This window comes from Rhodococcus sp. 66b, from assembly GCF_002076325.1.
GTDB lineage: Bacteria > Actinomycetota > Actinomycetes > Mycobacteriales > Mycobacteriaceae > Rhodococcus_F > Rhodococcus_F erythropolis.
Genome location: NZ_MUZB01000004.1, coordinates 206206 through 228539, shown reverse-complemented (window position 1 = coordinate 228539; position 22334 = coordinate 206206). Strand labels below are relative to the sequence as shown.

The window sequence follows — 22334 nt, the reverse complement described above, 5'->3', positions numbered from 1 at the left end:
GGCTCCTACCTCAGGCGTCGATACCCAGGTTGATGACGGCGAGGTAGGAACCGTCCGACTGCTTCTCGACGGTCATGAGGCCGGTGTCGTCGTAGATACCGTCACTGGCGTTGTTCGTGTTGTTCTCACGACCGGTGTGCTCGCTGTACGGGGACTGCGAGTACACCTCGTCGAGAAGGGTCTCGTCGAAGAAGGTCTGCGACGTGAGGACCGTCTTCTTGTCGATGTGCACCTTGACGTGAATGTGGGTGGTGCGGCCCATGTACCAGCCGGGAAAGATCGTGGTGAACTGCGCGATGCCGTTTGCATCGGTGGTCTGGGCGCCGCGCAGGTAGGTGCCGTCGTCGGTGGTGGTGGCTTCGGTGTCGCCGACGCTGTACGAACCGTCGGAGGTCTCTCCGGAACCGCCCATGCCGCCGCCCATTCCTCCGGGGGCGCCTGACGGAGGTTCGCCCATTCCACCTCCGGGTGCACCTGACGGAGGTTCACCCATCCCGCCGGCCGGGGGAGTTCCGCCGCCGCCGTTGGCGCTCAGCGAACCGGATTCGAAGCCGGAGTACACGCCGCCGGCGTCGCAGTGCCAGATCTCGACGACGGCGTTGGAGACCGCGCCGATGCTGCCGTCGACGTTGCACTGGCTGTTGTCCTGCACGCGCATTGCCACCTGCAGTGTGGTGCCCGGACGGTCTTCGCGGATGTCGCCGCGAATGGAGTCGACGTCGAACCAGTAGGGGCCCTGTGTCTCTTCCTTGCTCATGACGCACTGCGGTGCTTTGGCCAGAAGTGCGGTGACGGCATCGCCGGACGTGGCCGCTGCGGAAGCGCCGGAAGTGGTTGTCGTCGATGCAGCCGCGGCCGAAGTCGTCGTGGCGGTGCCACTGTTACCGGAACAGGCTGCGATGAGCCCGCCGAGACTGATGGTTCCGCCGAGAGCGAGGGCCCGTCGACGGCTCACGCGTAGCCTGCTCGCTTCGATGTCTTTGTTCACCGCTGTACCTCCATTGTGTGGGCTGTTGTCTCAATGGTGGACGGGCGACCTGGTGCGGAACTGGTTATCCGCTGTGAACTTGCTGGGAGAGCATCTGGATGCTCGAGGTGGCCCGTACGTAGACCTGTCCGCCGGCGTCGACGATGCGAGTTTCGATCAGGGCGAGCCTGCGCCCGGCGCGAATCACGGAGGCTTCGGCGCGCATGATCGGCCCACCGATGTCGGGTGAGCGCAGGAAGTCGATCTTGTGGTCGAGGACGCGATAGTCCTGATCGACGCTGGTCAGGGTCTGTGCTGCCAGTCCCGTAACGGCGTCGACTGCCGAGATGAGGACACCGCCCTGCACGGCGCCCAGCGGGTTGGCCATCCAGGCCACGGGTGCGAACTCCCCGACGACGGAACCTGGCGTCACGTCGACGACAGCAAGATCGAGTAGCCCGGCGAGCGGTCCGCGTTCGAGTTTGCCGCCTCGGATACCTTCGACGACGTCGGACCCCGACAACCCACTCAGGTTGCTCGTTTTCTCCGGCGTCGGGACCGGTAGCGGCGCACCGTCCACGTAGTCGTCGATTCCGACGACGGGTGGACGCGAGACCACCATTGCGCGGCCGGCCATCACGGCCAGGAGGGTGCCGTTCTCGTCGCGAAGTTGACCGGACGCGAGCCCGACGCCGTCGTCGAGATGCACGAGCGTGCCGGTGGCGCCGACGTCTGCGAGAGCGGGAATGTCGGCGCCCGCGCTGACCGTGACCTGCGCGAGCACGGATTGATGGCCCGAGGTCAGTCCCGAGTACACCGCGCCGCCCATGGCACCGTCGATCATGACGCCGATGGAACCGAGCACCGTCTTGCCACGGTGATCGTGGAAGCGCGGGCCGACTGCCTGCGCGAAGGCCAAGTCGCCAGGCACGACCGATACGGCGCGCACACCCATCAAGGTGTTGAGGGGGTCAAGTTGTGTGACGGGTGCGGCGGAGTTGTCGATGCTCATCCGTCGAGTATCTCCAGCGCGCCCAGTCCTGCCGAGACCGGGTCTCAACCACCGATACGTGAATGCATCTCCCAGACGAGGACTTCCGCCCCGGCGTCGGAGGTCAGTTGCTGCCCACCCGAATCGCTCAACCGGACGGCATCACCCTCGTACAGTGTGCCGACGCCCTCCATCTCGGCAGTGCCCTGCGCAACGAAGACATGCAGGAACGGTGCGCTGGGAAGATTTACGGAGGTGCCGGGCAGAATCCGCGCGACGTGCATGGCGGCGTTCTTGTTGTTGATGCGAATCGCCGAGTGATCCTTGTAGCGCTCCATTCCGGAGGCCACCGGGATCAGTCCGCCGCGCAGCAGTTCGTCGTCGATCTCGAGTTGTTCGTAGCCGGGAGTCAGTCCACCCTCGTCCGGTACCACCCACATCTGGATGAAATGCACGGGGTCGGAATGCTGTTCGCCGCCAATACGCCACGAATCGTTCTTCTCGCTGTGCATGATTCCGGTACCGGCGCTCATGCGCTGGGCGAGGCCTGGATAGATGACGCCGGTGTGGCCGATGGAATCCTGGTGCACGAGCGAACCGCGAAGCACCCAGGTCACGATTTCCATGTCCTTGTGCGGATGGGTATCGAAACCGGTTCCCGCCAGTACGGTGTCGTCGTTGTTGACGAGCAGCAATCCGTGATGAGTGTTGTCCGGATCGTAATGCTGTCCGAACGAGAACGAATGTTTCGAATCCAGCCAGGAGACGCGGGATTTCAAGCGATCACCGGAGCGGTGCACATCGATGTGCGGTGTCGTCCGTGGGGCCTGTGCTCGACCAGATGCCATGGCTCCTCCTTCTGTGCCACCGGGATCCATCACTACCGGATCCACCACTACCGGCATCCACCCTACGACGAACCTGCTGTGTAGTCCGAACATTGGGCGTACTCGGTGGTGTCGTCAGTTCGTCGACGCGTGCATCTCCCACACGAGTATCTCCGCATCGTCGATTCCCTCGACTCGTTGACCGCCAGTGTCCTTGAGTCGCAACGAATCTCCTGGCGCCAGCAATCCGACTCCCTCGACGTCGACAGTGCCGCTGGCGATGAACCCGTGCACGTACGGCGCATCCGGAAGAGATACCGACCCGCCGGTCTCGAGGCGAGCAACATGTAGTGCCGCATGTTTGTTGTGCAGGCCGATGGCGCTGTGACCGCGATGCGCGGGCATCCCCGACGCGAGGGTGATCAGGCCACCGCCGTCGAGTTCGGAGTTGATGTCGAGTTCCTGATAGCTCGGGGTCACTCCGGATTCGTCCGGCGGTATCCACATCTGAACGACGTGAACGGGTTCGGTGACGCGTGAGCCGTCGGCCCGGAAGCGATCGTTGCGCTCGGAGTGCAGGATTCCGGTACCGGCGCTCATTCTCTGCGCGAGTCCGCGATGGATGACGCCGGAGTGCCCAGCGGAATCCTGGTGAACCAGAGATCCGCTGAGCACCCACGTCACGATCTCGGTATCGCGGTGCTGATGAGTGTCGAAACCGGAGCCGGCTTCGATGATGTCGTCGTTGTTCACCAACAGAAGTCCGTGCGCGTACGCGGCGTGATCGAAGTTTCCGGCGAAGGGGAAACTGTGACGCGCGGTGAGCCAGCCGTAGTTGAGGTGCGCACGTTCGGCTGCTCGTTGGACGACCACCGACGACATGTCAGCTCAGCTTCTCGTGTGCTGCCGGGATGGATCCGAGGCGTCCGGCCTGGAAGTCCTCGAAGGCCTGCATGACCTCGGACTTGGTGTTCATGACGAACGGCCCGGCCATCGCGATGGGCTCACGAATCGGTTTGCCACCGAGGATGAATACCTCGAGGGATTCGGTCTGCGAATCCTGGCGATCGGAAGCGGCGACGGTGATGGAGTCACCGCGTCCGAAGACAGCCGTCTGCCCTACTCGAATGGGTCGACGCTCGGCTCCGACCGTTCCTTCGCCGGCGAGCACGTAGACGATGGCGTTGAACTCGGGGTTCCAGGGCAGAGTCAGGCTCGCACCCGGGGCAATAGTGGTGTGGGAGAGCGCGATGGGTGTGTACGTCGATCCGGGTCCGGCGTGGCCGGCGATGTCTCCGGCGATGACGCGCACCAAGGCTCCGCCGTCCGGCGAGGAAAGCAGGGCCACCTTGTTGCCCGTGATGTCCTGGTACCGCGGAGATGCCATCTTGTTGTCGCGAGGCAGGTTGACCCACAGTTGGACGCCGTGGAACAGGCCGCCGCTGAGGACGAGGTGCTCCGGCGGAGTTTCGATGTGAAGGATGCCGCCACCCGCGGTCATCCACTGAGTGTCGCCGCCGCCGATTACACCGCCGCCACCGTTGGAGTCCTGGTGCTCCATGATGCCGTCGATCATGTAGGTGACGGTTTCGAAGCCGCGGTGCGGGTGCCACGGAGTGCCCTTGGGCTCTCCGGGTGCGTAGTTGACTTCGCCCATCTGGTCCATGTGGATGAACGGGTCGAGGGCGGAGAGGTCGATGCCGGCGAACGCGCGGTGAACGGGAAAGCCTTCACCTTCGTATCCGACCGGCGCGGTGGTGATGCTCTTGACGGGGCGGTCGACTGCTGACTCTGCCGGCTCGTCGAGGCGGGGCAGGGCCAAGATGTTCTCGACTGTCACAGCAGGCATGTCGTACTCCTTGTATCCGTGAAGCTGATGTCAGGTAGTTGATTGTTCAACTATCTCATTCGGAGTCAACAAAGTCGAGCCCCGGGTATTCCCGGGGCTTGGCTGGTGTTCGGATCAGCCTGTTGTCTGGATCAGCGCAACATGCTGCCGAGGGTTTTTGCCGCTGCCATGACCTCGGCGCCCAGGGTTGCTTGATCCTCGGAGTCGAACACGGAGATTCCGAGGCTGGAGATGGCGTCGCGGCGTCTGCCGGGGATGACTGCCGAGATTCCGAGGACGGACGGGATGACCTCCCCGACGGTCACTGCGTAACCCCGTGCGCGGGCCGCCGTCACTTCCTCTCGTTCCCCGCTCACCGGTGGGAGTGAGGCAAGAATGGAAAGCCCGGCGGAGCCGCGGTCGATCGGATCAACCTGCCCTGGATGAAACGCGACGTGAACCTTGGCGCTGCGCGGTTCGACCACCATCAGTGCGCGCACTTCGGTGTCGCTCTCGCGGACCACCAGGTGTGCTGTCGCCTCGGTGGCCTCGGCAAGTTCTTGAAGTATCGGGCGGGCCAGGGTTCGTAAATCCTGTTCCACCGGTTCGGCGAGGGTGACCAGTCCGGCGCCGAGAGTGACGCGCTTGAAGGAGTCTTTGCGGCACAGGTGATGAGCCTCGAGCGTGCGGATCAACCGATGTGCGACAGTCCGGTGGACTCCCACTCCGTCGGCAATGTCCGTGACTGACAAACCGTGCGGATAGGACGTCAGGAGTTCCAAGATCTCGAGTCCGTGGTGCAGCGTTTTCGACATGCTCGAGTCCACTTGAACTGCGCTTTTGCGCGGTCGGTGTTCCTCGCTCAGCTCTGACATCAAATCCCTTTCTTGACGTTTGTGAGGTATGCCACCTACGCTTTGAACATATCGCACAGTGTGTGCGATTATCGCACACTTTACGGAGCTGCACAACCTTCGGGTGGATGCAGCGCAGCGTGTTCGGAGAGAACCTTCATGAGCAACTATCGCGTCGTGGCAACGGAGGATGTTGTCGCAATCCAACAGCTGTACGGCCACCAGAGTCATTGCATAGACTCTGGGCGCCAACAGGATTGGGCGCAGACATTCACGGACAACGGTGAATTTCATTCACCCAGTTATCCGGAACCCGTGGTCGGTTTCGACGACCTTGCAGCGTTTGCTGCTCGCTTTCACGCTGCTGCGGAAGCCGTCGACGAGGTGCATCGGCACGTTCTGACCAATCTCGTAGTCGAGGCGGTGGACGAGAGTGCTCTCGCAGTGCGCGGGTACCTGCAGATAGTTGCCACCGCTCGCGGCGGTGAATCGCGACTGGTGCGGATGACGACTGTCGATGACCGCGTGGTTCGGGTCGGTGAGGAATGGAAGATCGCCCGCCGCACCGTCTCCCGAGACGACGCACCTCGAGTGTCCGAACAAGGCTGAAGTACCGAAAAGTTTCTTGCACAACAATATTCAGTAGGAGAAGTACATCATGACCGAAAGCTCTGACCAGACGAACCCGGGCCGCACCGTTGTGACGCAGATGTCGGCGGTGTACCCGGAGTTGGCAGGCAAGGTCGCAGTGGTGACCGGCGCGGCTCAGGGTATGGGTGCGACGTTCGCCGAAGGGCTGGCAACACGCGGCGTACATGTCGTCGGTGCCGACATCAACGAAGAGCAGATGCTCGCCACGGCCGCACGAATCAATACGGACCTGGAATCGAATGCACTGGCGGACAAGCCGGGTCGCGTCGTCGGAGCTCGGGTCGACGTCACCAAGCCGGACGAGCACGAACTGCTTGCGCAGTTGGCGTTGAAGGAGTTCGGCCGGGTCGATTTCTGGATCAACAATGCGGGTATCTTCCCGTTCGCGCTGGCCGAGGAGATTACCCCGGAGCAGATCGGCGCAACGCTGAGTGTCAATGTCGAAGGAGTGCTCTACGGTGCTCAGGCAGCGGCACGCCACCTCGGTCCCGGTGGCGCCATCGTCAACATGTCCTCGGTATCTGCGCTGCGTGTGCGGAAGGGGAGAGGCGCTTACTGCACGTCGAAAGCTGCCGTCGCGCACCTCACTGAGTCGCTCGCAGTGGAGTTCGGAGACAAGGGTATTCGTGTGAACTCCATTGCGCCCGGCTACATCGACACGGCGATGACGAAGTGGGTTCAAGAAGATCCGATCGCGCTCGCGAACGCACTCGACGCGGTGCCGCTGCATCGTCTGGGCTCGCCCGAAGAGGTCTTCGGCCCGCTGCTGTTCCTGCTCTCGGACAGCGCGCGCTACGTCACCGGGCACAGCATTGCGGTGGACGGTGGTTCGCGGCATGTCTGAGTCCACGAAATATCCCGGCGTCGTTCTCGTTACCGGCGGTGCTGCCGGGATGGGAGCGCATCACGCGCGCACTCTCGCCGCGCGCGGTTCGCATGTCTGCATTGCCGATGTTTCGGATTCATCCGGCGTGGTCGACGACATTGTCTCCGCCGGCGGATCGGCGTCCGCTCATCTTCTAGACGTCACCGATGCCGAGGCCTGGGACCGGGTTGTCGACGAAATTCGCACCACCCGTGGGGAACTCGGCGGACTGGTCAACAACGCCGGCATCTCGCGTCGGCTCGAATTCATGGACACCCCGAACGACATCTGGGAACTGACCATGAAGATCAACCTCTTCGGTCCGTTCTACGGTATGAAGGCGGTGGCGCCGCTGATACGCGAGAGTGGTGGCGGATCGATCGTCAACATCTCGTCCATCGCCGGTCAGATCGGATACTTCTCTCCGGCTTACTCGTCGAGTAAGTGGGGTTTGACCGGTCTGTCGAAGTCGGCCGCAGGCAACTTCGCGCAGTGGGGGATTCGCGTCAACTCGGTACACCCGGGACTGGTCGGCACGGCGCTGCTCGGCGGCGCAAACGACTTCGTCGCCGCGTCACTGAAGTCGGTTCCCTTCGGACGCATGGGAACTCTCGACGAGATCACCGAAGCAGTGCTGTTCCTGCTCTCGAACAGTTCGACCTACACCACCGGTACGGAGCTCACCGTCGACGGCGGGTTGGTGTCGAACGGTCTTTACCACCGCATCATCGCGGAGACTGGAGAACTTTCATGACCGAGCACTGGGACGTCGTTGTCATCGGTGGCGGCGGAGCAGGCCTCGCGGCTGCGGTGTCCGCGGCAGAAGAAGGTGCATCCGTTCTGCTGTTCGAGTCCGAAACCGAACTCGGTGGATCCACTGCGCTTTCGGCCGGAATCTTCACGGCCGCCGGAACAAGCGTGCAGGCAGGCCTCGGAGTCGACGACTCGGCAGAGAAGTTCTTCCAGCACTACATGGACCTCAACCAGTGGATGCTCTCACCCGGATTGATTCGTGCGTTCTGCGAAAACGCCGGTCCGACACTGGAATGGCTCATCGGACTTGGCGTCGAAATTCCGGCGGCAATCTCGGGTAACGCTCACCAACCGGGACTCGCCCAGGCCGGCGTCGAGGACGTCTGGCGCGGCCATGTGCCCAAGGATCAGGGATACGGACTGATTCAGGTGCTGGACAAGGCTCGTCGTAAGCACGGGATCGAGGTCATCTTCGGAACACGGGTGCAGAAGCTGATCGAGGAAGACGGTCGGGTTGTCGGGGTTGTCGCCGACGACATCGAGGTACGTGCGGGCGCCGTCGTTGTTGCTTCCGGTGGATTCGCGCAAGATCCAGGCTTGGTGGCGCGCCACTTCCCGGACGCGAACAAGGCCGGAGACGCCTTGTTCGTCGTCGCAGCCGAGGGGAGTCGCGGAGACCATCTTCGTTTTGCCGAGGACCTCGGTGCGTCCGTGGCGGGCGACGGCTGGGGCCTGATGCTGCCCACGGTCTACTTTCAGCGATTCCATCACTGGCAGGCCGGTTTTCCGCCGAAGTCGCGGATCTACGTCAACCAGGACGGCCGTCGATTCATGGACGAGGACAGCTCGTACGCCGTCTCGACCGGCATCATCGACCATCAGGGTGGATACGGTTGGATGATCTTCGACGAGAACGCTCGCGTGAATCTGGCTCCGGGATATGCGGATTGGAATCCCGAACGCATCGAGGAAGAGGTTGCCGCCGGTGGCACGATTCGCGCGGATACGATCGAAGACCTCGCAGTGGCTACGGGTGTTCCGGTTGCGACGTTGACGCAAACCCTGCGTCGGTGGAACGAGCAATTGCCCAGCGGTCACGACGACGACTTCCTCCGTCATCGCACGCTGCGAAACAAGGGTGCCGTCGGCAACCCGGATCCTATTGCGACAGCACCGTTCTATGCCGCGAAAATCCTTCCGGCAGAGCTCGTATGCACGCATGCGGGAATGGAAATCAACACCGATGCGGCCGTGCTCGGCAGCACCGGAGTACCTATCGAGGGTCTGTACGCGGCCGGTGAGGCCGGCGCCGGAATCCTCGGACTGAGATACGTGGGCGGCGGCAATGCAGTTGCCAACGCTTTGACCATGGGCCGCGTAGCGGGACGTAATGCGGCGAATTACACCAGGACCAGCGCTGAGCGCGCACCGGTCCATTCCATCGCGCACTCCTGACGTCCGACGTCTGCGCGGCACCGAATCCAGTCAGTATCCAATCCAGGCAGGGAACAACATGTCAGAGAATGAGACCATGGCGAGAGCCGAATCCACCGAGGGCAGCAGCGTGGCAACCGAACGACAGTCGACGACGAAGGTAATTCGCGCGGCCATCGTCGGTACCGTCGTCGAGTACTACGACTTCGGTATCTACGGATACATGGCCACGACAATCGCCGCGCTGTTCTTCGTTTCCCACGACCCGAACGCAGCACTGCTCGGTACCTTTGCAGCATTTGCCGTGGCCTTCTTCCTACGCGTGCCCGGCGGAATCTTCTTCGGCCACATCGGCGACAAGTACGGCCGAAAGAATGCTCTCTCCTGGACCATCCTTCTGATGGTTCTGGCGACAGCAGGCATGGGCTTGCTGCCGACGTACGCCACGCTGGGTGTGTGGGCCACGTCCATCCTCGTTCTGGCTCGTTGCCTTCAGGGCTTCGCGGCCGGCGGTGAACTCGGCGGTGCCAACGCGTTTGTCTCCGAGTCCGCTCCCAAGCGGTGGCGTGCGACGCAGACCTCGATGGTCAATACCGGCACCTACCTGGGTTCGCTGGCTGCTTCGCTCATGGCCCTCGGCCTGACGTCGGTATTCTCGCAAGAGCAGATCCTCGAGTGGGCGTGGCGTATCCCGTTCCTGCTCAGCCTGCTGATCGGCGGCATCGGTATCTGGATCCGTAGCCAGATGGAAGACACTCCTCAGTTCGAAGAACTGCAGGACAAGGGTGAGACCAAGAAGCTTCCCATCCGTGAGCTGCTCAGCACCTCCGGTGGCAGCGTCGTCAAGATCATCCTGCTGGGCGCACTCATCACCGGTGGCTACTACATCGCCTCGGTATATGCCGCGACGTACCTGCAGACCACCGGCGGTCACTCGTCGCGCGTTGCCTTCCTTTCCACTTCTCTTGCGCTGGTTCTCGGCGTCATCACGTTGCCGATCTCGGGATACATGGCAGACAAGTACGGGCGTCGGCCGGTGCTGTTCGCCGGTAGTGCCGCCGCAGTGGTTCTCGGAATCCCGATGTTCATGATGATGGCCGGTTCTGGTATCTGGCAGGCGGTTGTCGGTCAGTCGGTGCTCTTCATCTGCGTTTCCGTTGTCAACGGTGCTTCGTACGTGACCTATGTCGAAATGCTGAAAGCATCTGTGCGGTACAGCGGTCTGGCCTTGGGTAACAACGTCACCAACATGTTCCTCGGTGGCACCGCGCCCTTCATCGCCACCTATCTCATCAGCTTGACCGGTAACTCTCTCGCCCCGGCCGGATACTTCGTGTTCTGTGCCGTGATCACCCTCGTCACGGTCTTCTTCATCAAGGAGACCAAGGGCGTTGAACTGCAGGTTGATTGATCACCTCGGGAGAACAGGAGACGGGCTGTGTCCCTCGCTGACAAGCAAGAAATCACCGAAGTTCTGTATCGCTACGCTCGGGCCGTCGATCGGAAAGATTTCGACAGCGTAGCCTTCTGCTACTTCGACGACGCGATAGACAACCACGGTGGTTACATCGGAACCGTCGACGGGCTCATCGAAGACATGAAGCTCAGGCACAAGACGATCGACTCGTCGATTCACTGCATTTCCAACATACTGATCGACGTCAACGGCGATGTCGCTCAGTGTGAGTCGTACTGTTTGTGTTTTCTGCGGCAGGAGCGTTCCGGTACGGATTCGGTGCAGACGCTTGCCACGATCAAGTGCCGTTACGTCGACAGGTTCGAAAGGCGCCGTGGTGAGTGGCGAATCGCCGATCGGATCGTCGTGTTCGACGAATCCCGTGAAGACGTGATCGAAAACGTTCTGCCCACTGACTGGGTGACCCAACGCCGATCCTTCGACGATCCGGTGTACACCAGGACGCCTTGACCAGTAGTGCAGACGAAGGCCTTCACACACGATGTGTGTGAAGGCCTTTCGCCTGTTCACTGGTCGTGTCAGCCCACTGCGTCCGGTGCGGCGACCTCGGTCAAACGGCCGTCCGAGAGCCTGAGCCAGCGTTCGACCTTGACCTCGGCCAGGAATCTCTCGTCGTGGCTGACCACCACGAACGCCCCCTGATATGCATTCAGGGCACTTTCGAGTTGAGCAACGCTCACCAAGTCGAGGTTGTTGGTCGGCTCGTCGAGAAGAAGCAATTGCGGGGCCGGATCGGCGAAGAGAACGCATGCCAACGTAGCCCGCAGCCGTTCACCGCCGGAGAGTGCAGCGACGGGTAGGTGAGCACCCGCACCCCGAAAGAGAAAGCGCGCCAGTATGTTCATGCGTTCCGGTGCCGGAAGGCCTGGAGCCGACAATGCAAAGTTCTCGGCGACGGTGCGGGCGGGGTCGAGTAGGTCGAGCCTCTGCGACAGATATGCCACCCGGCCGTCGGCTCGCTTGACCTCACCGGAAGTCGGCGCGACATCCCCGTTGACGATGCGAAGTAACGTCGACTTTCCGACGCCGTTCGGCCCGGTCAACGCGATACGCTCCGGTCCTCGAATGGCCAGGTCAATGCCGGGGTCGGCGAAGATCTCACGATCGCCGAACGCGAATTGCATTCGCTCACCAAGGAACACCATGCGTCCGGCAGGTACGTGAGTACCTGGCAATTCGAGCGAAATCGTCTGATCGTCTCGAAGAGCGCGGCCCGCTCTGTCGAGTCGGTCCTTTGCCGCATCGACCCGGGCGAGGTGTGTCTCGTTCGCCTTGCCGGCCGATTCCTGAGCATTGCGCTTCATGGTCCCCGCAAAGATCTTGGGCAAGCCCGCGTTCTCGAGATTGCGGGCAGCGTTACTTGCGCGTCGTGAAGCGCGTTCTCGGGCCTGCTGTAGTTCGCGTTTCTCGCGTTTGACCTCCTGCTCGGCGTTGCGGATGTTCTTCTCCGCCACCTCGCGAGCCGAGCGTGCCGCAGCTTCGTAGTCGGTGAAATTGCCACCGTAGAAGCTGATCTCGCCGCTGTGAAGTTCGGCGATGCGGTCCATGCGGTCGAGTAGTCCTCGATCATGGCTGACTACCAACAGACAGCCATTCCAGTCGTCGAGAACGTCGTAAAGTCTGCGGCGCGCGTCAAGGTCGAGATTGTTGGTGGGTTCGTCGAGGAGAAGGACATCGGGGCGTCGCAGGAGTTGAGCTGCCAGTCCGAGCGAGACGACCTGCCCGCCGCTCAGAGTGTCGAGACGACGATCAAACGTCATGTCACTCAAACCGAGTCGGCCGAGTTGGGCTCGGGTCCGCTCTTCGATGTCCCAGTCGGACCCGATTGTCGTGAAGTGTTCTTCTCGTGTGTCTCCGGATTCGACAGCGTCCAGCGCAGCGAGCGTCGGGGCGATGCCCAAGACCTCGGCAACGGTCAGATCGCCCGTCAGTGGAAGGTCTTGCGGAAGGTATCCGAGAACGCCGTCGACGGACACACTGCCGGCGCGTGGGCGGAGTTGACCGGCGATCAATCTGAGCAGAGTGCTTTTCCCGACGCCGTTCTGGGCAACCAGCCCGGTTCGGCCACCGGGCACGGTGAAGGACAATTCGTCGAAGACCGGAGTGTCGTCCGGCCAGGCAAAAGACAGATTCGAGCAAACGATGTAGGTATCGGACATGAATAGACCTCAGGTGTCGTGCGGGCGCGGCAACGCTGCTCCGCAAAAAGTCGGGTAAGTGAACGACAACATGGCCACTACGGCAGCGCTCCGAGGCGTCTGCCGGTGGCCGTCATGCCCGGTTTTATCCGGAGATGTCGAGTTCACCAACCATGTCTGATCCTTTTTGGTCTGTGTCGTTTCATCCGACGATAACAGGAGCCGGTATTTACATACGAGCAATACCGGCGCAGAGAAGTTCGACCAGTCTTCGGTAAACCCGATCCGGGTCGGTGCCGGCCGGTTGACCCTCTACCGATTCGAGGATGCAGAAACCGTGCAGCGCGCTACGAAGAGACCACGCCGCCTGCTCCGAATCATCCGGGCTCAGACCGTATCCCGCGATCACCTTGTTGATGACGTCTACCACCTCGCCGACGGCGGAGACCAGATCGGGATGCGGAGCAGTGGGGTAGCGGTCGGTGATGGCGTAGAGCCCGGGGTGCACCCGGACGAAGGCACGCCATGCGTCTGCGAGCGCCATGACGGCGTCGTCGCGCGAGAGACCAACCGCGGCGGCACGCAGTTGTTCGGCGAGAAGGTTGCGAGCGAGGAGGCTGAGTTGATGGTGGACGTCGTCGACCCCGTCGACGTGTTTGTACAGGGCTGACTGCCGGACGTCGAGGGTCTCGGCGAGTTGACTCAGTACCAGAGCGTCGGCGCCTTTGCTGTCGACCAGGTCGGCTGCGGCAGCGATCACGCGTTCACGGGTAACCGGAGTTCTCATGCACGCATCTTCCCTGTATGACAGGCTTTGCGTCGGTGATACATTATCACCATGAGTGATGAAGTATCGCCACGCGTGCCGTCCGGCGATCAACTACGCCGTCGTGACCTGCGCGTAGTCGTCACCGGTGCATGCATCCTCGGGTTGACCTCGGTGCTCTATGAACTCTCAGGAGTGTCTCCGTCGACGGGTGCCTTCTTTCGGTGTCTCTATGCGCTCATCCCTCTCGGCATACTCGTGCTCGTTCAGCGTCGTCGGTCATCCCGGTCTTCGATCTCGGCGCCCTGGATCGTGAAGTCTTTGCTTGCCGGCGCGTTCCTCGGAATCGATCTGGTGCTCTGGCACGAGTCGATTCATTCGATCGGGGCAGGTCTTTCGACTGTGATCCTGAATTTGCAAGTGCTGTTCGTCGCAATCCTCGGCTACGTTGTTCTGCGCCAACGGATCGGCCGGGAACTGGTCGCCAGCCTTCCGTTGCTCTTCGTCGGAGTTGCTCTGGTAGCCGGGACGAGCACAACGCTCACGGGGTCGAATCCTGCTGTCGGAGTGTCGTTTGCCGTGATCGCCGCAGGCGCCTACGCGGTCTACATCTTCCTGATGGGTCTGGCTACTCGGGCGGCGGGTAGAACGGCTCTGCCGATGTTCGTCTCGACGGGAGCCACTGCCCTCACTGCAGGTGCATACGGCCTCGTGAGTGGAACTTTGGATCTGACGCCTTCGCTCGTAGCTCAAGGCTGGCTTGTCCTGCTCGCGTTGGTATCTCAGGTGATCGGGTGGCTCCTGGTGGCAAGCGCCAGTCAGCGTCTGCCTGCCAGTGCAGTCGCCGCCAGCCTGGTGTTGCAATCGGCGTCGGCACTGCTGTTCGGCGCGGTGATGCTTGCGCAGACCCCAACTCTCGTCCAACTTGCAGGTGCCGGAATGATTTTGGCCGGAGTGGTTGTGGCGACGCGGATACCTGCGAAGAAGTCCTCGACGACTGTAGTCGGAAAACGAATGGAGACAAGCGTATGACACCGGTGGCTGACCACATCTACATCAACGGCGAGATCAGGACCATGGACGGTGCTGTCAGCGATAACGCGACCGCTGTGGCAGTCAAGGACGGCAGATTCGTCGCCCTCGGAACTGATGCCGAGATCTCGGCGCTGACCGATTCCGAAACCTCCGTTGTCGATCTCGCCGGAGCGGTGGTTGTTCCGGGGTTCATCGAGACGCACCTTCATCCGATGATGTGGGGTTTGATGCTCAGTGGGGTCGACGCAACGACGAGTGCGTGCCCGACCATCGAGCAGTTGATCACGGCGTTGGCCGCGCGGGCCGCGATCACACCAGTTGGCGAGCCCATAGAAGCGTGGGGCTTCGACGACAGCCTCGTGGCGGAAGATCGAGGTCTGACCGCAGTTGATCTGGACAAGGCATCCACCGAGCATCCGATTCTGGTGCGGCACTTGTCTGCTCACGGGATCTATGTCAACTCGGTCGCACTGGAGAAGGCCGGGATCGATGCCACCACGGTCGATCCGGAGGGTGGTGTCATCGTTCGGGACAGTGACGGTGTACCCACCGGTGAACTGTGCGAGGTTCCGGCAATGTCTCTGGTGCACGGACTTGTTCCGGATATGAACCCGGATGCGTCCAAGATCGCGATGCTGCGGGCGCAGGAAGTCATGGCTTCGGTGGGCGTGACAAGTTTTCACGACATGTACGTCACAGCCGAGATGTACGAGGCGTACCGACAACTGGACGCTGATGGTGAACTGCGTCTGCGTGCGCGCCTCTACCTCGGCCACGGGGTGCACGATCAATTGGGTGAACTCGCCGATTCGACAGACCGAGTTCGTGTGGGCGGCGTCAAACTCATTTCGGACGGGTCGATTCAGTTGCACACCGCTGCGCTGACCGAGCCGTACCACGATCTGGGCGGATGCCACTGCGGCGGAATGGCAATCCCGGCAGGTGCACTCGGGGCACTCGTCGCGGAACATCACGCTGCCGGCCGGCAGGTTGCGATTCATACCAACGGTGATCAAGCCATCGATTTTGCACTGGACGCAATTGCAGCGGCACGTGCAGCACGTCCGGACATCGAAGTTTCGCATCGACTCGAGCACGTTCAGACGTTGCGGGAAGATCAGATCGCGCGGATGGTCGAACTCGGGGTGGTGGCGTCGATCTTCGTGAACCACGTCTACTACTGGGGCGACCGGCACCGTGATCGGTTCCTCGGACCGGGTCGTGGCGAGCGGATCAGCCCCGTGGCGTCGGTCGTGGCGGCGGGGCTTGCCTACGCGCTGCATTGCGACTGCCCTGTCACTCCCGTGAACCCGCTCTTCACGATGAACACAGCCGTACACCGTGTGACGCGAGAAGGTCATGTTCTGGGTGCAGAGCAACGGGTTTCCGCGTCCGATGCGTTGGCCGGTTACACAAGCGCTGCCGCCCGTCTCACCGGTGAGTCATCGGACAAAGGTCGGATAGCGGTGGGACTTTTGGCGGATTTTGTTGTGCTCGACGGAGATCCGTTGCGGAGCGCTTCTCAGGAATTGAACGAACTGTCGGTCCTGCGCACGGTTGTCGGCGGTGAGACCGTCTTCGAGGCGTAGGTGCTCGAAGTTTTACCTTGGGATTGGGTGCCGGTAGTCAACTCCTTACCGGCTTCGCAACTGTAGACGCACGTGGGCCGGGTAGCGAATTTGCTTCCCGGCCCACAGCTTTGGACGCACCAGGGGCAGTCGCTATTCGATGGTCAGGCAAAGTTATTGGTGGAGTGCTGGTTTCGGAGCGCGCGAGGGTTTGTCATGGCCGTCTGATCCGGCGAGGCGCGGCGATCGATGATGCCCGTGTCCGTGGCGTTCGTGAACGAAATGCAGCACGTGCTCGAAACGGTTCGATCCTTCTGTTTGCTCGAGGGTCGCTGTTCTCGACGAGTTCGTTCGTGAATATCCTCGGACATACCAAGAGTATGTAGAACGTGTTCTCATATCGAGTGGAACGAATCGCCCGTTCGGCGCCAAAGGGTTTTTCGGGAACAAGTTACGAAGCGCAGCTAACTGTTTCTAACAGTACTGGTCAGCGCGCATAATTCACCCGCATGGAGTGCTCGAATTCCTCCTGAACGTTTGACCAGTAAAACCGCCACAAAAGCTGATACGTGTGATAAAAATTGATCCGAAGCGGAGCAGTAGCTATGTATGAGCGAGGGCATGCACAGCGTCACGGTTCGGCTCGCAAGCCTTCTGCAACATGTTCGGCACCGATGGCGGATGTACCTGGATCTGTCGTCTTATCACCCCAATGCCCGGCAACGGGACAGACGAAATGAGTCTTCACATGCCTCGATTTTTCCCGGTCGGGGACGGACGCGAATCCCGTCTCCCCCGGCGCGCCACTGCTGTGTTGGCGGCGCTGCCGGCTGCATTGCTCCTCGCGACCTCGGGTGCGCTGCTTGCTCCCGGTAGCGCCGTGGCTGCCCCGGGCGACGACATCACTGACCAGTGCCTGGAGATGTCCCAGAACGGTGGACCCTGGGTCAAGCCGCCAGCCTTCGGGCCCGATGGAACCGACTACATCCCGATCCCCGGAGATGAGGGCACGCAGATGGCCTTCGACGTCCGCAATGTCTGCGACCTTCCCGCCACGCTCACACTCTTCAGCGAGGGCTGGTCCGTCTCGGGCGGCGGCACCGCGACAGTACGGGGCAAAATCGGCAGCCAGGTCGGCCAGCAATTCGTGATCGGACCGGATGCGAATTCCGCGACTCGGATCGAGTTGGTGAAGACGCCTCTCGCGCAGAACGTCAACGTGATGGTCGGTTTCATGATTGGTATCCCGGCCAACGAAGTCCTGCAGGGATACGAGATCAACCCCGGCTGGGGTCTGGTCCTGGTGGAGGGCGAGCCTGCTGTGGTCGCTCCCAGTGCTCCGACCGACTTGTCTCTGGGCGCCGCCGAGGTAGAGGCGGGTACACCCGTCAAGGTCTCCGGCAAGGCAGAGCCGAACAGCACCGTCACTGTCACCGGAGGGGGTGCCACCTGCACCGCCACCGCGGATGCGAGTGGGGACTTCAGCTGCAACCTGACTATCACCACACCCGGCAGTCATCCGATCACCGCCACTGCGACAAATGCGGGTGGGACCAGCCCCGCCTCCGCGGGAGTCACGGTCAAGGTCACGGCGAAAACTACCGATCCGGGTGGCAGCAGCAGCGGTTCGCTCGGCAGTAGCACCGGTTCGCTCGGAAGCCTGGACCTCTTCGGAAGCCTCGGCGGATAACCACTCCGGCCCAACCGGCCACTTAGAACTCGCGATGCGCGGGGCGATCTCGACCATCTCCGCGCATCGCCGGCATTCTCGGTCACCGAATTCAATTCGGCGGCTTCATTTCCCATGCCCCTTCCTGGGGCTGTTTCACCGGAGTGCACATCCGCACGGCCCGGGCTCAACCAAGCGCGTCGGATGTCCCGCCGCGAACTGCACAGGAGGAATACCAGATGAACAAGACCACAAAGGGTGCGATCGCCGCAGGTGCGGCTGCCGTTCTGCTTGCAGGCGGTGCGGGCACCATGGCCGCGTGGAACGCGTCCACCAACACCACGGGCGCCGGCACGGTGACCGCAGGATCGATGGCAGTTTCCGAGACCACTGCCGGCACCTGGAAGTGGGTCGGCGGCAGCAAGGCCGGACAGGCGTTTGCGCCCACCGACAAGCTGGTTCCGGGCGACAAGGTCGCTTACACCTCGGTGTACCAGGTGACCCTGAACGGCACCAACCTGAAGGCCACCCTCACTCCCACCCTCGGCAACCTGACCGGCTCGCTCAAGGACGCGGATCTGCTCACCGTGAGCCCGTCGAGCACCAACGTCTCGCCGATTACCGCGTCCGGCCCCATCTCGTTCACCACCGAGGTGGAGTTCAAGGCGGATACGACCGGTCAGGTCGGCGCCGCCGGCACCGCCACCATCGGTGCCGGAACGATCCTCCTCGAGCAGACGCTCACCCCGTAGTTAATCCGTAACCAGAAGAAGGTCACGTGAAGACCCAATACAAATGGGCGATCGCAGCGTCGTCGGTTCTGCTCATCGGGTTCGTCTCGGTGCAGCAGACCGGCGCGCTGTGGCGCGATACCGCAGAATCGACCGGCGGCACTATTCAGGCAGGCATGCTCGATATCTCTGCCGGCGGTGAAGGGGTCAAGCAGTTCAACCTCGATGGGTTCAAGTTGGACAACAAGGGCCCGGGCGACAGCATTCAGATGCCCTTGCCGGTGATCAACTCCGGCAACGTGCAGATGAACTACGTGCTTTCCGATGTTGTACTCAACGGCGCCACCCCACCGCCGCTGAGCCTGCGCGTGGCCAAGGTAGCCAACGAGGCGGCCTGCACCGCCACTGGTGACGTGGGCACTGAGCTCTACAACGGTGCCATGGACGGTGCGGCCTTTTCGGAGCAGCTGGTTCCGGCCGGGCAGATGCAGGTGTTGTGCCTGCGGGCCACGCTGGGCCAGGGCGCGGCAGCGAGCCAACAGTCCAACGCGACGTTCACCTTCGACGCAAGCTCAGTGAGCCAGTCATGACCGTCACCGCGAGAAGCCGGCGCGCGGGCGAACGTGCCGAGTATCGACCCCGGCACAGCGCACACGTGGAAACATCTGAGCGGCAACATGATCCCGAACAAGACTCAGGAGAGAAGACCACCCTCTGGTGGTGGACTCGAACCATCGTCTCGTGGGTGCTGTTGCTGTTGATGATCGGCGTTCTCGCGGTGATGGTCGTTATCCCTCGACTCACCGGCTCCACCGCGTACACGGTTCTCACCGGCTCGATGGAACCGACCATGCCCCCTGGCACGCTCATAGTGGTCAAGCCGACTCCTAACGAGGATCTGACCACCGGGGACGTGATCACGTTCCAGCCCGTCTCCGGCGATCCAGCGGTGGTCACCCACCGCATCGAGGGCATCTACTACACCGGGGAAGGGGAGCGTCGCATCCACACTCGCGGCGACAACAACCCCGTCGCCGACTCGTGGTCGCTGGTGCCCGAGCAGATCCGTGGTCGGGTCATCTACTCGGTGCCGTATCTGGGCCGGGTGAACTCGGTGATCAACGGGCAATCGCGTTCGATTCTCACCACGGGCGTGGCTGCGGGCCTGGCTGTATATGCCGTGTGGATGGTCGTCAGTGGCATCCGCGACAAGCGGGGCAAGGCCGATGACGACGAAAGTGGCACCGACCCGACTCTTTCCGGCCCTGAACTCGGCGCGCCGGTATTGCCCGCCGATCCATCGGCACCAAACTCCGAATCGAAATAGGACAGCAGAATGTCTACAGAACAGAAATCGGGCGGCGGCGCGCGTCTCGGGGCGCGGATGCGAAGCCGTCTGGGCGAGACCGGTTGGATACGTACCCGGGCCGTGCTCTCACTCGGCATGGTCCTGGGCCTCGGAGCGGTCGGCACGATGGCGGCGTGGTCCGACAGCGCTACCGCGACCACCGGCATGTTCAGCACTTCGTCGGTCCAGCTGAAAGTCGACAACCAGCGGCCCACACACCAATTCACCGAACTCAAGCGCAACAGCATGCTGCCAGGCCAGAGTGAGGCCGGGGCATTGACGGTTCAGAACACCGGAACGGCCAACTTCCAGTGGGCAGTATCGGCAACGGCCACCGGCTCGTCCGCGCTGATCGGGAAGCTCAAGGTTTCTCTACATCAGAGCGGTGCCAACGACGGCAGTACCTGTTCAGGACCGATCATCGGGACGCAGCAAGCGTTCTCCGGCAACCCGACACTCGTCTCCGGCAGATCACTCGCTGCCGGTGTTTCGGAGCAGGTGTGTATCAAGGTGACCGTCGATTCGACCGCAGGTCAGACGGAGCAGTTCAAGATCGCCGATCTGGGCTTCAACTTCACCGCAACGGGGCAGTGATCATCGCGATGGACAGCACCGATGAGGAGGTGACCGTGGGACGCAGTCGCGGCAAGGAAATTGCCCTGAATGTGGCCGCGGTCGCCGGGCTCATCTGCATTATCGCCACTCTCGCGTCCCTGATATTCGGGATCAAACCACTGGTGTTCCGCTCGGGTTCGATGGAACCTGCAATCTCCACCGGTGCGCTGGCGCTGGCGAAGACCGTGCCTGCAACTGAACTCGCTGTCGGCGACGTGATCAGCGTCGACAACGACCAAGGCGTGCGTATCACCCACCGCGTGGTCGAACTCGAATCGGCAGGAGCGGACACCGTGCTCGCCACGCTCAAGGGCGATGCCAACAATGTGGCTGATCGGCTGCCGTACACCATTACCGAGGCAGACCGCGTGTTCGCCAGCGTCGGTGGGCTCGGCTATGTCGTTGCTTGGCTTTCCAGCCCGCTCGCAACTTTCCTCGGCGGCGGATTGGTAGGCGCGGTGCTGGTCATCGCATTTGGACGAACTAAAGACCGGCGTCTGGAGAATGCCCGCGCCGCCACTACAAATGACGCCCGCGTCGATGCTGACGAAACCTGCGGGGAGCTTCAGGAGGCTCATAATGATTGAAATGCGTCGGGCTAGCACCCGCATGAAGTCGCTGCGGTCGTTGATCGCCATCGGCGGCGCTGCTGCAATGGCTTTCGGCCTGGCTCAGACCACCGGGACGTTGGCCAATTCGACTGATGCGGTCAATTCGACCGGCGCACAGGTGGCGACGGGCAACTTCTATCCGACTCCGTTGACCGCAAGCATCGGATGCTCGACGTCGGGCTCTGTCACGAGTCAACGTGGGAACCCATATTGGAGCGCTGTACCTGGGGCAACGGGTTACAAGGTCGAACTGATGAACAGGAGTAACAACACAGTCAAGGACACAAAGATCTTCACCTCGACGCAACTTCAGTGGTCGGGCGTATCTGACTCGGATCGAACTGGACTGTACATCAGGGTCTACACCATCAACGGCCCGATGACCTCGTCCGGATATACAACCGGCGCCGGCATGTCTTTCAAAGACTGGGTGAGTGGTCGTACCGCGTGCGAAGGTAGTTCGAGCACAAGCAAGCCAAACCAGGCATGGGAGAACGTCTCCACTTGGGATCCGAGCACCCCGGCACCCAACGGGGCGAACCCTCTGAGCAGGATGCAGGCCGAAGCGATGGTGCCGAACGAGCCGGATGCGTTGGAGACGACCACTACCCAAGCTCCGTCCACGAGCGAGACCGTCGATCCGACGACGTCCCCCGAGCCGACCAGCACAACCGAGGCCACGACCACGACGGCACCGAGCACGACAACTCCGGCACCGACCACCCCGGAAACTACGTCGCCGGAGATCACTCCCTCGGCTGATCCGCAGCCGGTTCTCACGGACACAGTCGAGAGCGGCGGCCTCACCGGCGGCTGGACCGCGGGTGGGAACAAGGTTGCGGTCGTCGACGCCGACGGGAACGAACTCGCCAGTGGCCGTGTCGAATCGGGCTCCACTCTGCACTGGTACAACGGCCAGTTGTGGATTGTCGGGGCAACCGAGGTCTTCCGCATCATGGAGTCGCCGCAGGACGGCACGTGGAAGTTCTACAAGGACAGCGGGCAGAACATGCCTGACTTCGGGTAGCGGCTGATCACTCGATATCTCGTCTGTGCCCCCGAGTCTGCGGACCCGGGGGCACAGGCGTGGATCCGCATGCTCTGATCGTGTCGGGCAACAGGTAACCGGCCGGTCGCCCGCTGGTGAGGTTTCGGCGATTCGGGAACGGGATAAGCAACTGCAGGTGGCAACGACGTGTAGAAGTG

Annotated in this window: 23 protein-coding genes; 15 read left to right on the top strand and 8 right to left on the bottom strand. The window is 62.0% G+C overall.

Going from position 1 to position 22334, the window contains the following annotated elements; translation table 11 throughout:
* Window positions 1-10: 10 nt before the first annotated feature.
* The 6 genes from B0E55_RS09195 to B0E55_RS09170 all read right to left on the bottom strand — a co-directional run bounded on the left by B0E55_RS09195 (window position 11) and on the right by B0E55_RS09170 (window position 5488).
* The gene (locus tag B0E55_RS09195) at window positions 11-988 is read right to left on the bottom strand and encodes an intradiol ring-cleavage dioxygenase (RefSeq protein ID WP_080909580.1); all 978 of its coding nucleotides are present in this window, start codon (window positions 986-988) and stop codon (window positions 11-13) included.
* A 64-nt stretch (window positions 989-1052) separates the two neighbouring features.
* On the bottom strand, window positions 1053-1979 hold the full coding sequence (locus B0E55_RS09190) for a PaaI family thioesterase (RefSeq protein WP_080909579.1): 927 nt from the start codon (window positions 1977-1979) through the stop codon (window positions 1053-1055).
* A gap of 44 nt (window positions 1980-2023) precedes the next feature.
* Window positions 2024-2806: a pirin family protein gene (locus tag B0E55_RS09185; RefSeq protein WP_020970714.1), complete on the bottom strand. Its 783-nt coding sequence runs from the start codon at window positions 2804-2806 to the stop codon at window positions 2024-2026.
* A 114-nt stretch (window positions 2807-2920) separates the two neighbouring features.
* Window positions 2921-3667: a pirin family protein gene (locus B0E55_RS09180; RefSeq protein ID WP_080909578.1), complete on the bottom strand. Its 747-nt coding sequence runs from the start codon at window positions 3665-3667 to the stop codon at window positions 2921-2923.
* A gap of 1 nt (window position 3668) precedes the next feature.
* Window positions 3669-4634, bottom strand: a complete 966-nt coding sequence (locus B0E55_RS09175) for a pirin family protein (RefSeq protein WP_080909577.1) — start codon at window positions 4632-4634, stop codon at window positions 3669-3671.
* A 131-nt stretch (window positions 4635-4765) separates the two neighbouring features.
* The gene (locus B0E55_RS09170) at window positions 4766-5488 is read right to left on the bottom strand and encodes an IclR family transcriptional regulator (RefSeq protein ID WP_060938028.1); all 723 of its coding nucleotides are present in this window, start codon (window positions 5486-5488) and stop codon (window positions 4766-4768) included.
* Window positions 5489-5626: 138 nt separating this feature from the next.
* Between B0E55_RS09170 and B0E55_RS09165 the strand changes: the two genes are divergently transcribed.
* The 6 genes from B0E55_RS09165 (at window position 5627) to B0E55_RS09140 (ending at window position 11097) form a co-directional block, all read left to right on the top strand.
* Window positions 5627-6076 carry a nuclear transport factor 2 family protein gene (locus B0E55_RS09165; RefSeq protein WP_080909576.1) on the top strand — a complete coding sequence of 150 codons (450 nt, stop codon included), beginning with the start codon at window positions 5627-5629 and terminating at the stop codon, window positions 6074-6076.
* Between the two features lie 49 nt (window positions 6077-6125).
* Window positions 6126-6962: an SDR family NAD(P)-dependent oxidoreductase gene (locus B0E55_RS09160; RefSeq protein WP_007731420.1), complete on the top strand. Its 837-nt coding sequence runs from the start codon at window positions 6126-6128 to the stop codon at window positions 6960-6962.
* Window positions 6955-7737, top strand: coding sequence for an SDR family NAD(P)-dependent oxidoreductase (locus tag B0E55_RS09155; RefSeq protein ID WP_080909575.1), 783 nt, complete (start codon window positions 6955-6957; stop codon window positions 7735-7737). Before B0E55_RS09160 ends, B0E55_RS09155 begins: the two co-directional genes overlap by 8 nt.
* Entirely contained in the window at window positions 7734-9191 is a 1458-nt protein-coding gene (locus B0E55_RS09150; RefSeq protein ID WP_080909574.1) for an FAD-dependent oxidoreductase, read from the top strand. Before B0E55_RS09155 ends, B0E55_RS09150 begins: the two co-directional genes overlap by 4 nt.
* 76 nt (window positions 9192-9267) lie before the next feature.
* Window positions 9268-10581 carry an MFS transporter gene (locus tag B0E55_RS09145; protein WP_007731424.1) on the top strand — a complete coding sequence of 438 codons (1314 nt, stop codon included), beginning with the start codon at window positions 9268-9270 and terminating at the stop codon, window positions 10579-10581.
* Between the two features lie 27 nt (window positions 10582-10608).
* Window positions 10609-11097 carry a nuclear transport factor 2 family protein gene (locus B0E55_RS09140; RefSeq protein WP_042952875.1) on the top strand — a complete coding sequence of 163 codons (489 nt, stop codon included), beginning with the start codon at window positions 10609-10611 and terminating at the stop codon, window positions 11095-11097.
* 68 nt (window positions 11098-11165) lie between these two features.
* Here B0E55_RS09140 and B0E55_RS09135 read toward each other — a convergent pair whose 3' ends face one another.
* Both B0E55_RS09135 and B0E55_RS09130 read right to left on the bottom strand, forming a co-directional pair.
* Window positions 11166-12806 (bottom strand): ABC-F family ATP-binding cassette domain-containing protein, encoded by a 1641-nt coding sequence (locus tag B0E55_RS09135; protein ID WP_080909573.1) that lies wholly within the window; start codon window positions 12804-12806, stop codon window positions 11166-11168.
* A gap of 208 nt (window positions 12807-13014) precedes the next feature.
* Window positions 13015-13572, bottom strand: coding sequence for a TetR/AcrR family transcriptional regulator (locus B0E55_RS09130; RefSeq protein ID WP_003940110.1), 558 nt, complete (start codon window positions 13570-13572; stop codon window positions 13015-13017).
* 51 nt (window positions 13573-13623) lie between these two features.
* On the opposite strand from B0E55_RS09130, the gene B0E55_RS09125 reads away from it, so the two are divergent.
* The 9 genes from B0E55_RS09125 (at window position 13624) to B0E55_RS09080 (ending at window position 22155) form a co-directional block, all read left to right on the top strand.
* Window positions 13624-14583, top strand: a complete 960-nt coding sequence (locus B0E55_RS09125) for a DMT family transporter (RefSeq protein WP_029256186.1) — start codon at window positions 13624-13626, stop codon at window positions 14581-14583.
* Window positions 14580-16175, top strand: a complete 1596-nt coding sequence (locus tag B0E55_RS09120; protein ID WP_080909572.1) for an amidohydrolase — start codon at window positions 14580-14582, stop codon at window positions 16173-16175. Before B0E55_RS09125 ends, B0E55_RS09120 begins: the two co-directional genes overlap by 4 nt.
* A 727-nt stretch (window positions 16176-16902) precedes the next feature.
* Window positions 16903-17844 (top strand): Ig-like domain-containing protein, encoded by a 942-nt coding sequence (locus B0E55_RS09110; RefSeq protein ID WP_232253211.1) that lies wholly within the window; start codon window positions 16903-16905, stop codon window positions 17842-17844.
* 218 nt (window positions 17845-18062) lie between these two features.
* Window positions 18063-18575 carry an alternate-type signal peptide domain-containing protein gene (locus tag B0E55_RS09105; protein WP_175470320.1) on the top strand — a complete coding sequence of 171 codons (513 nt, stop codon included), beginning with the start codon at window positions 18063-18065 and terminating at the stop codon, window positions 18573-18575.
* A gap of 26 nt (window positions 18576-18601) precedes the next feature.
* Window positions 18602-19144, top strand: coding sequence for a hypothetical protein (locus B0E55_RS09100; protein ID WP_019745195.1), 543 nt, complete (start codon window positions 18602-18604; stop codon window positions 19142-19144).
* A gap of 65 nt (window positions 19145-19209) precedes the next feature.
* Window positions 19210-19881: a signal peptidase I gene (locus B0E55_RS09095; protein ID WP_223257981.1), complete on the top strand. Its 672-nt coding sequence runs from the start codon at window positions 19210-19212 to the stop codon at window positions 19879-19881.
* 9 nt (window positions 19882-19890) lie between these two features.
* Complete coding sequence (locus B0E55_RS09090) at window positions 19891-20496, top strand: SipW-dependent-type signal peptide-containing protein (protein WP_080909568.1); 606 nt, start codon at window positions 19891-19893, stop codon at window positions 20494-20496.
* 8 nt (window positions 20497-20504) lie between these two features.
* The gene (locus B0E55_RS09085; protein WP_020909024.1) at window positions 20505-21104 is read left to right on the top strand and encodes a signal peptidase I; all 600 of its coding nucleotides are present in this window, start codon (window positions 20505-20507) and stop codon (window positions 21102-21104) included.
* A gap of 1 nt (window position 21105) precedes the next feature.
* On the top strand, window positions 21106-22155 hold the full coding sequence (locus tag B0E55_RS09080; RefSeq protein WP_241896040.1) for a hypothetical protein: 1050 nt from the start codon (window positions 21106-21108) through the stop codon (window positions 22153-22155).
* Window positions 22156-22334: the final 179 nt, after the last annotated feature.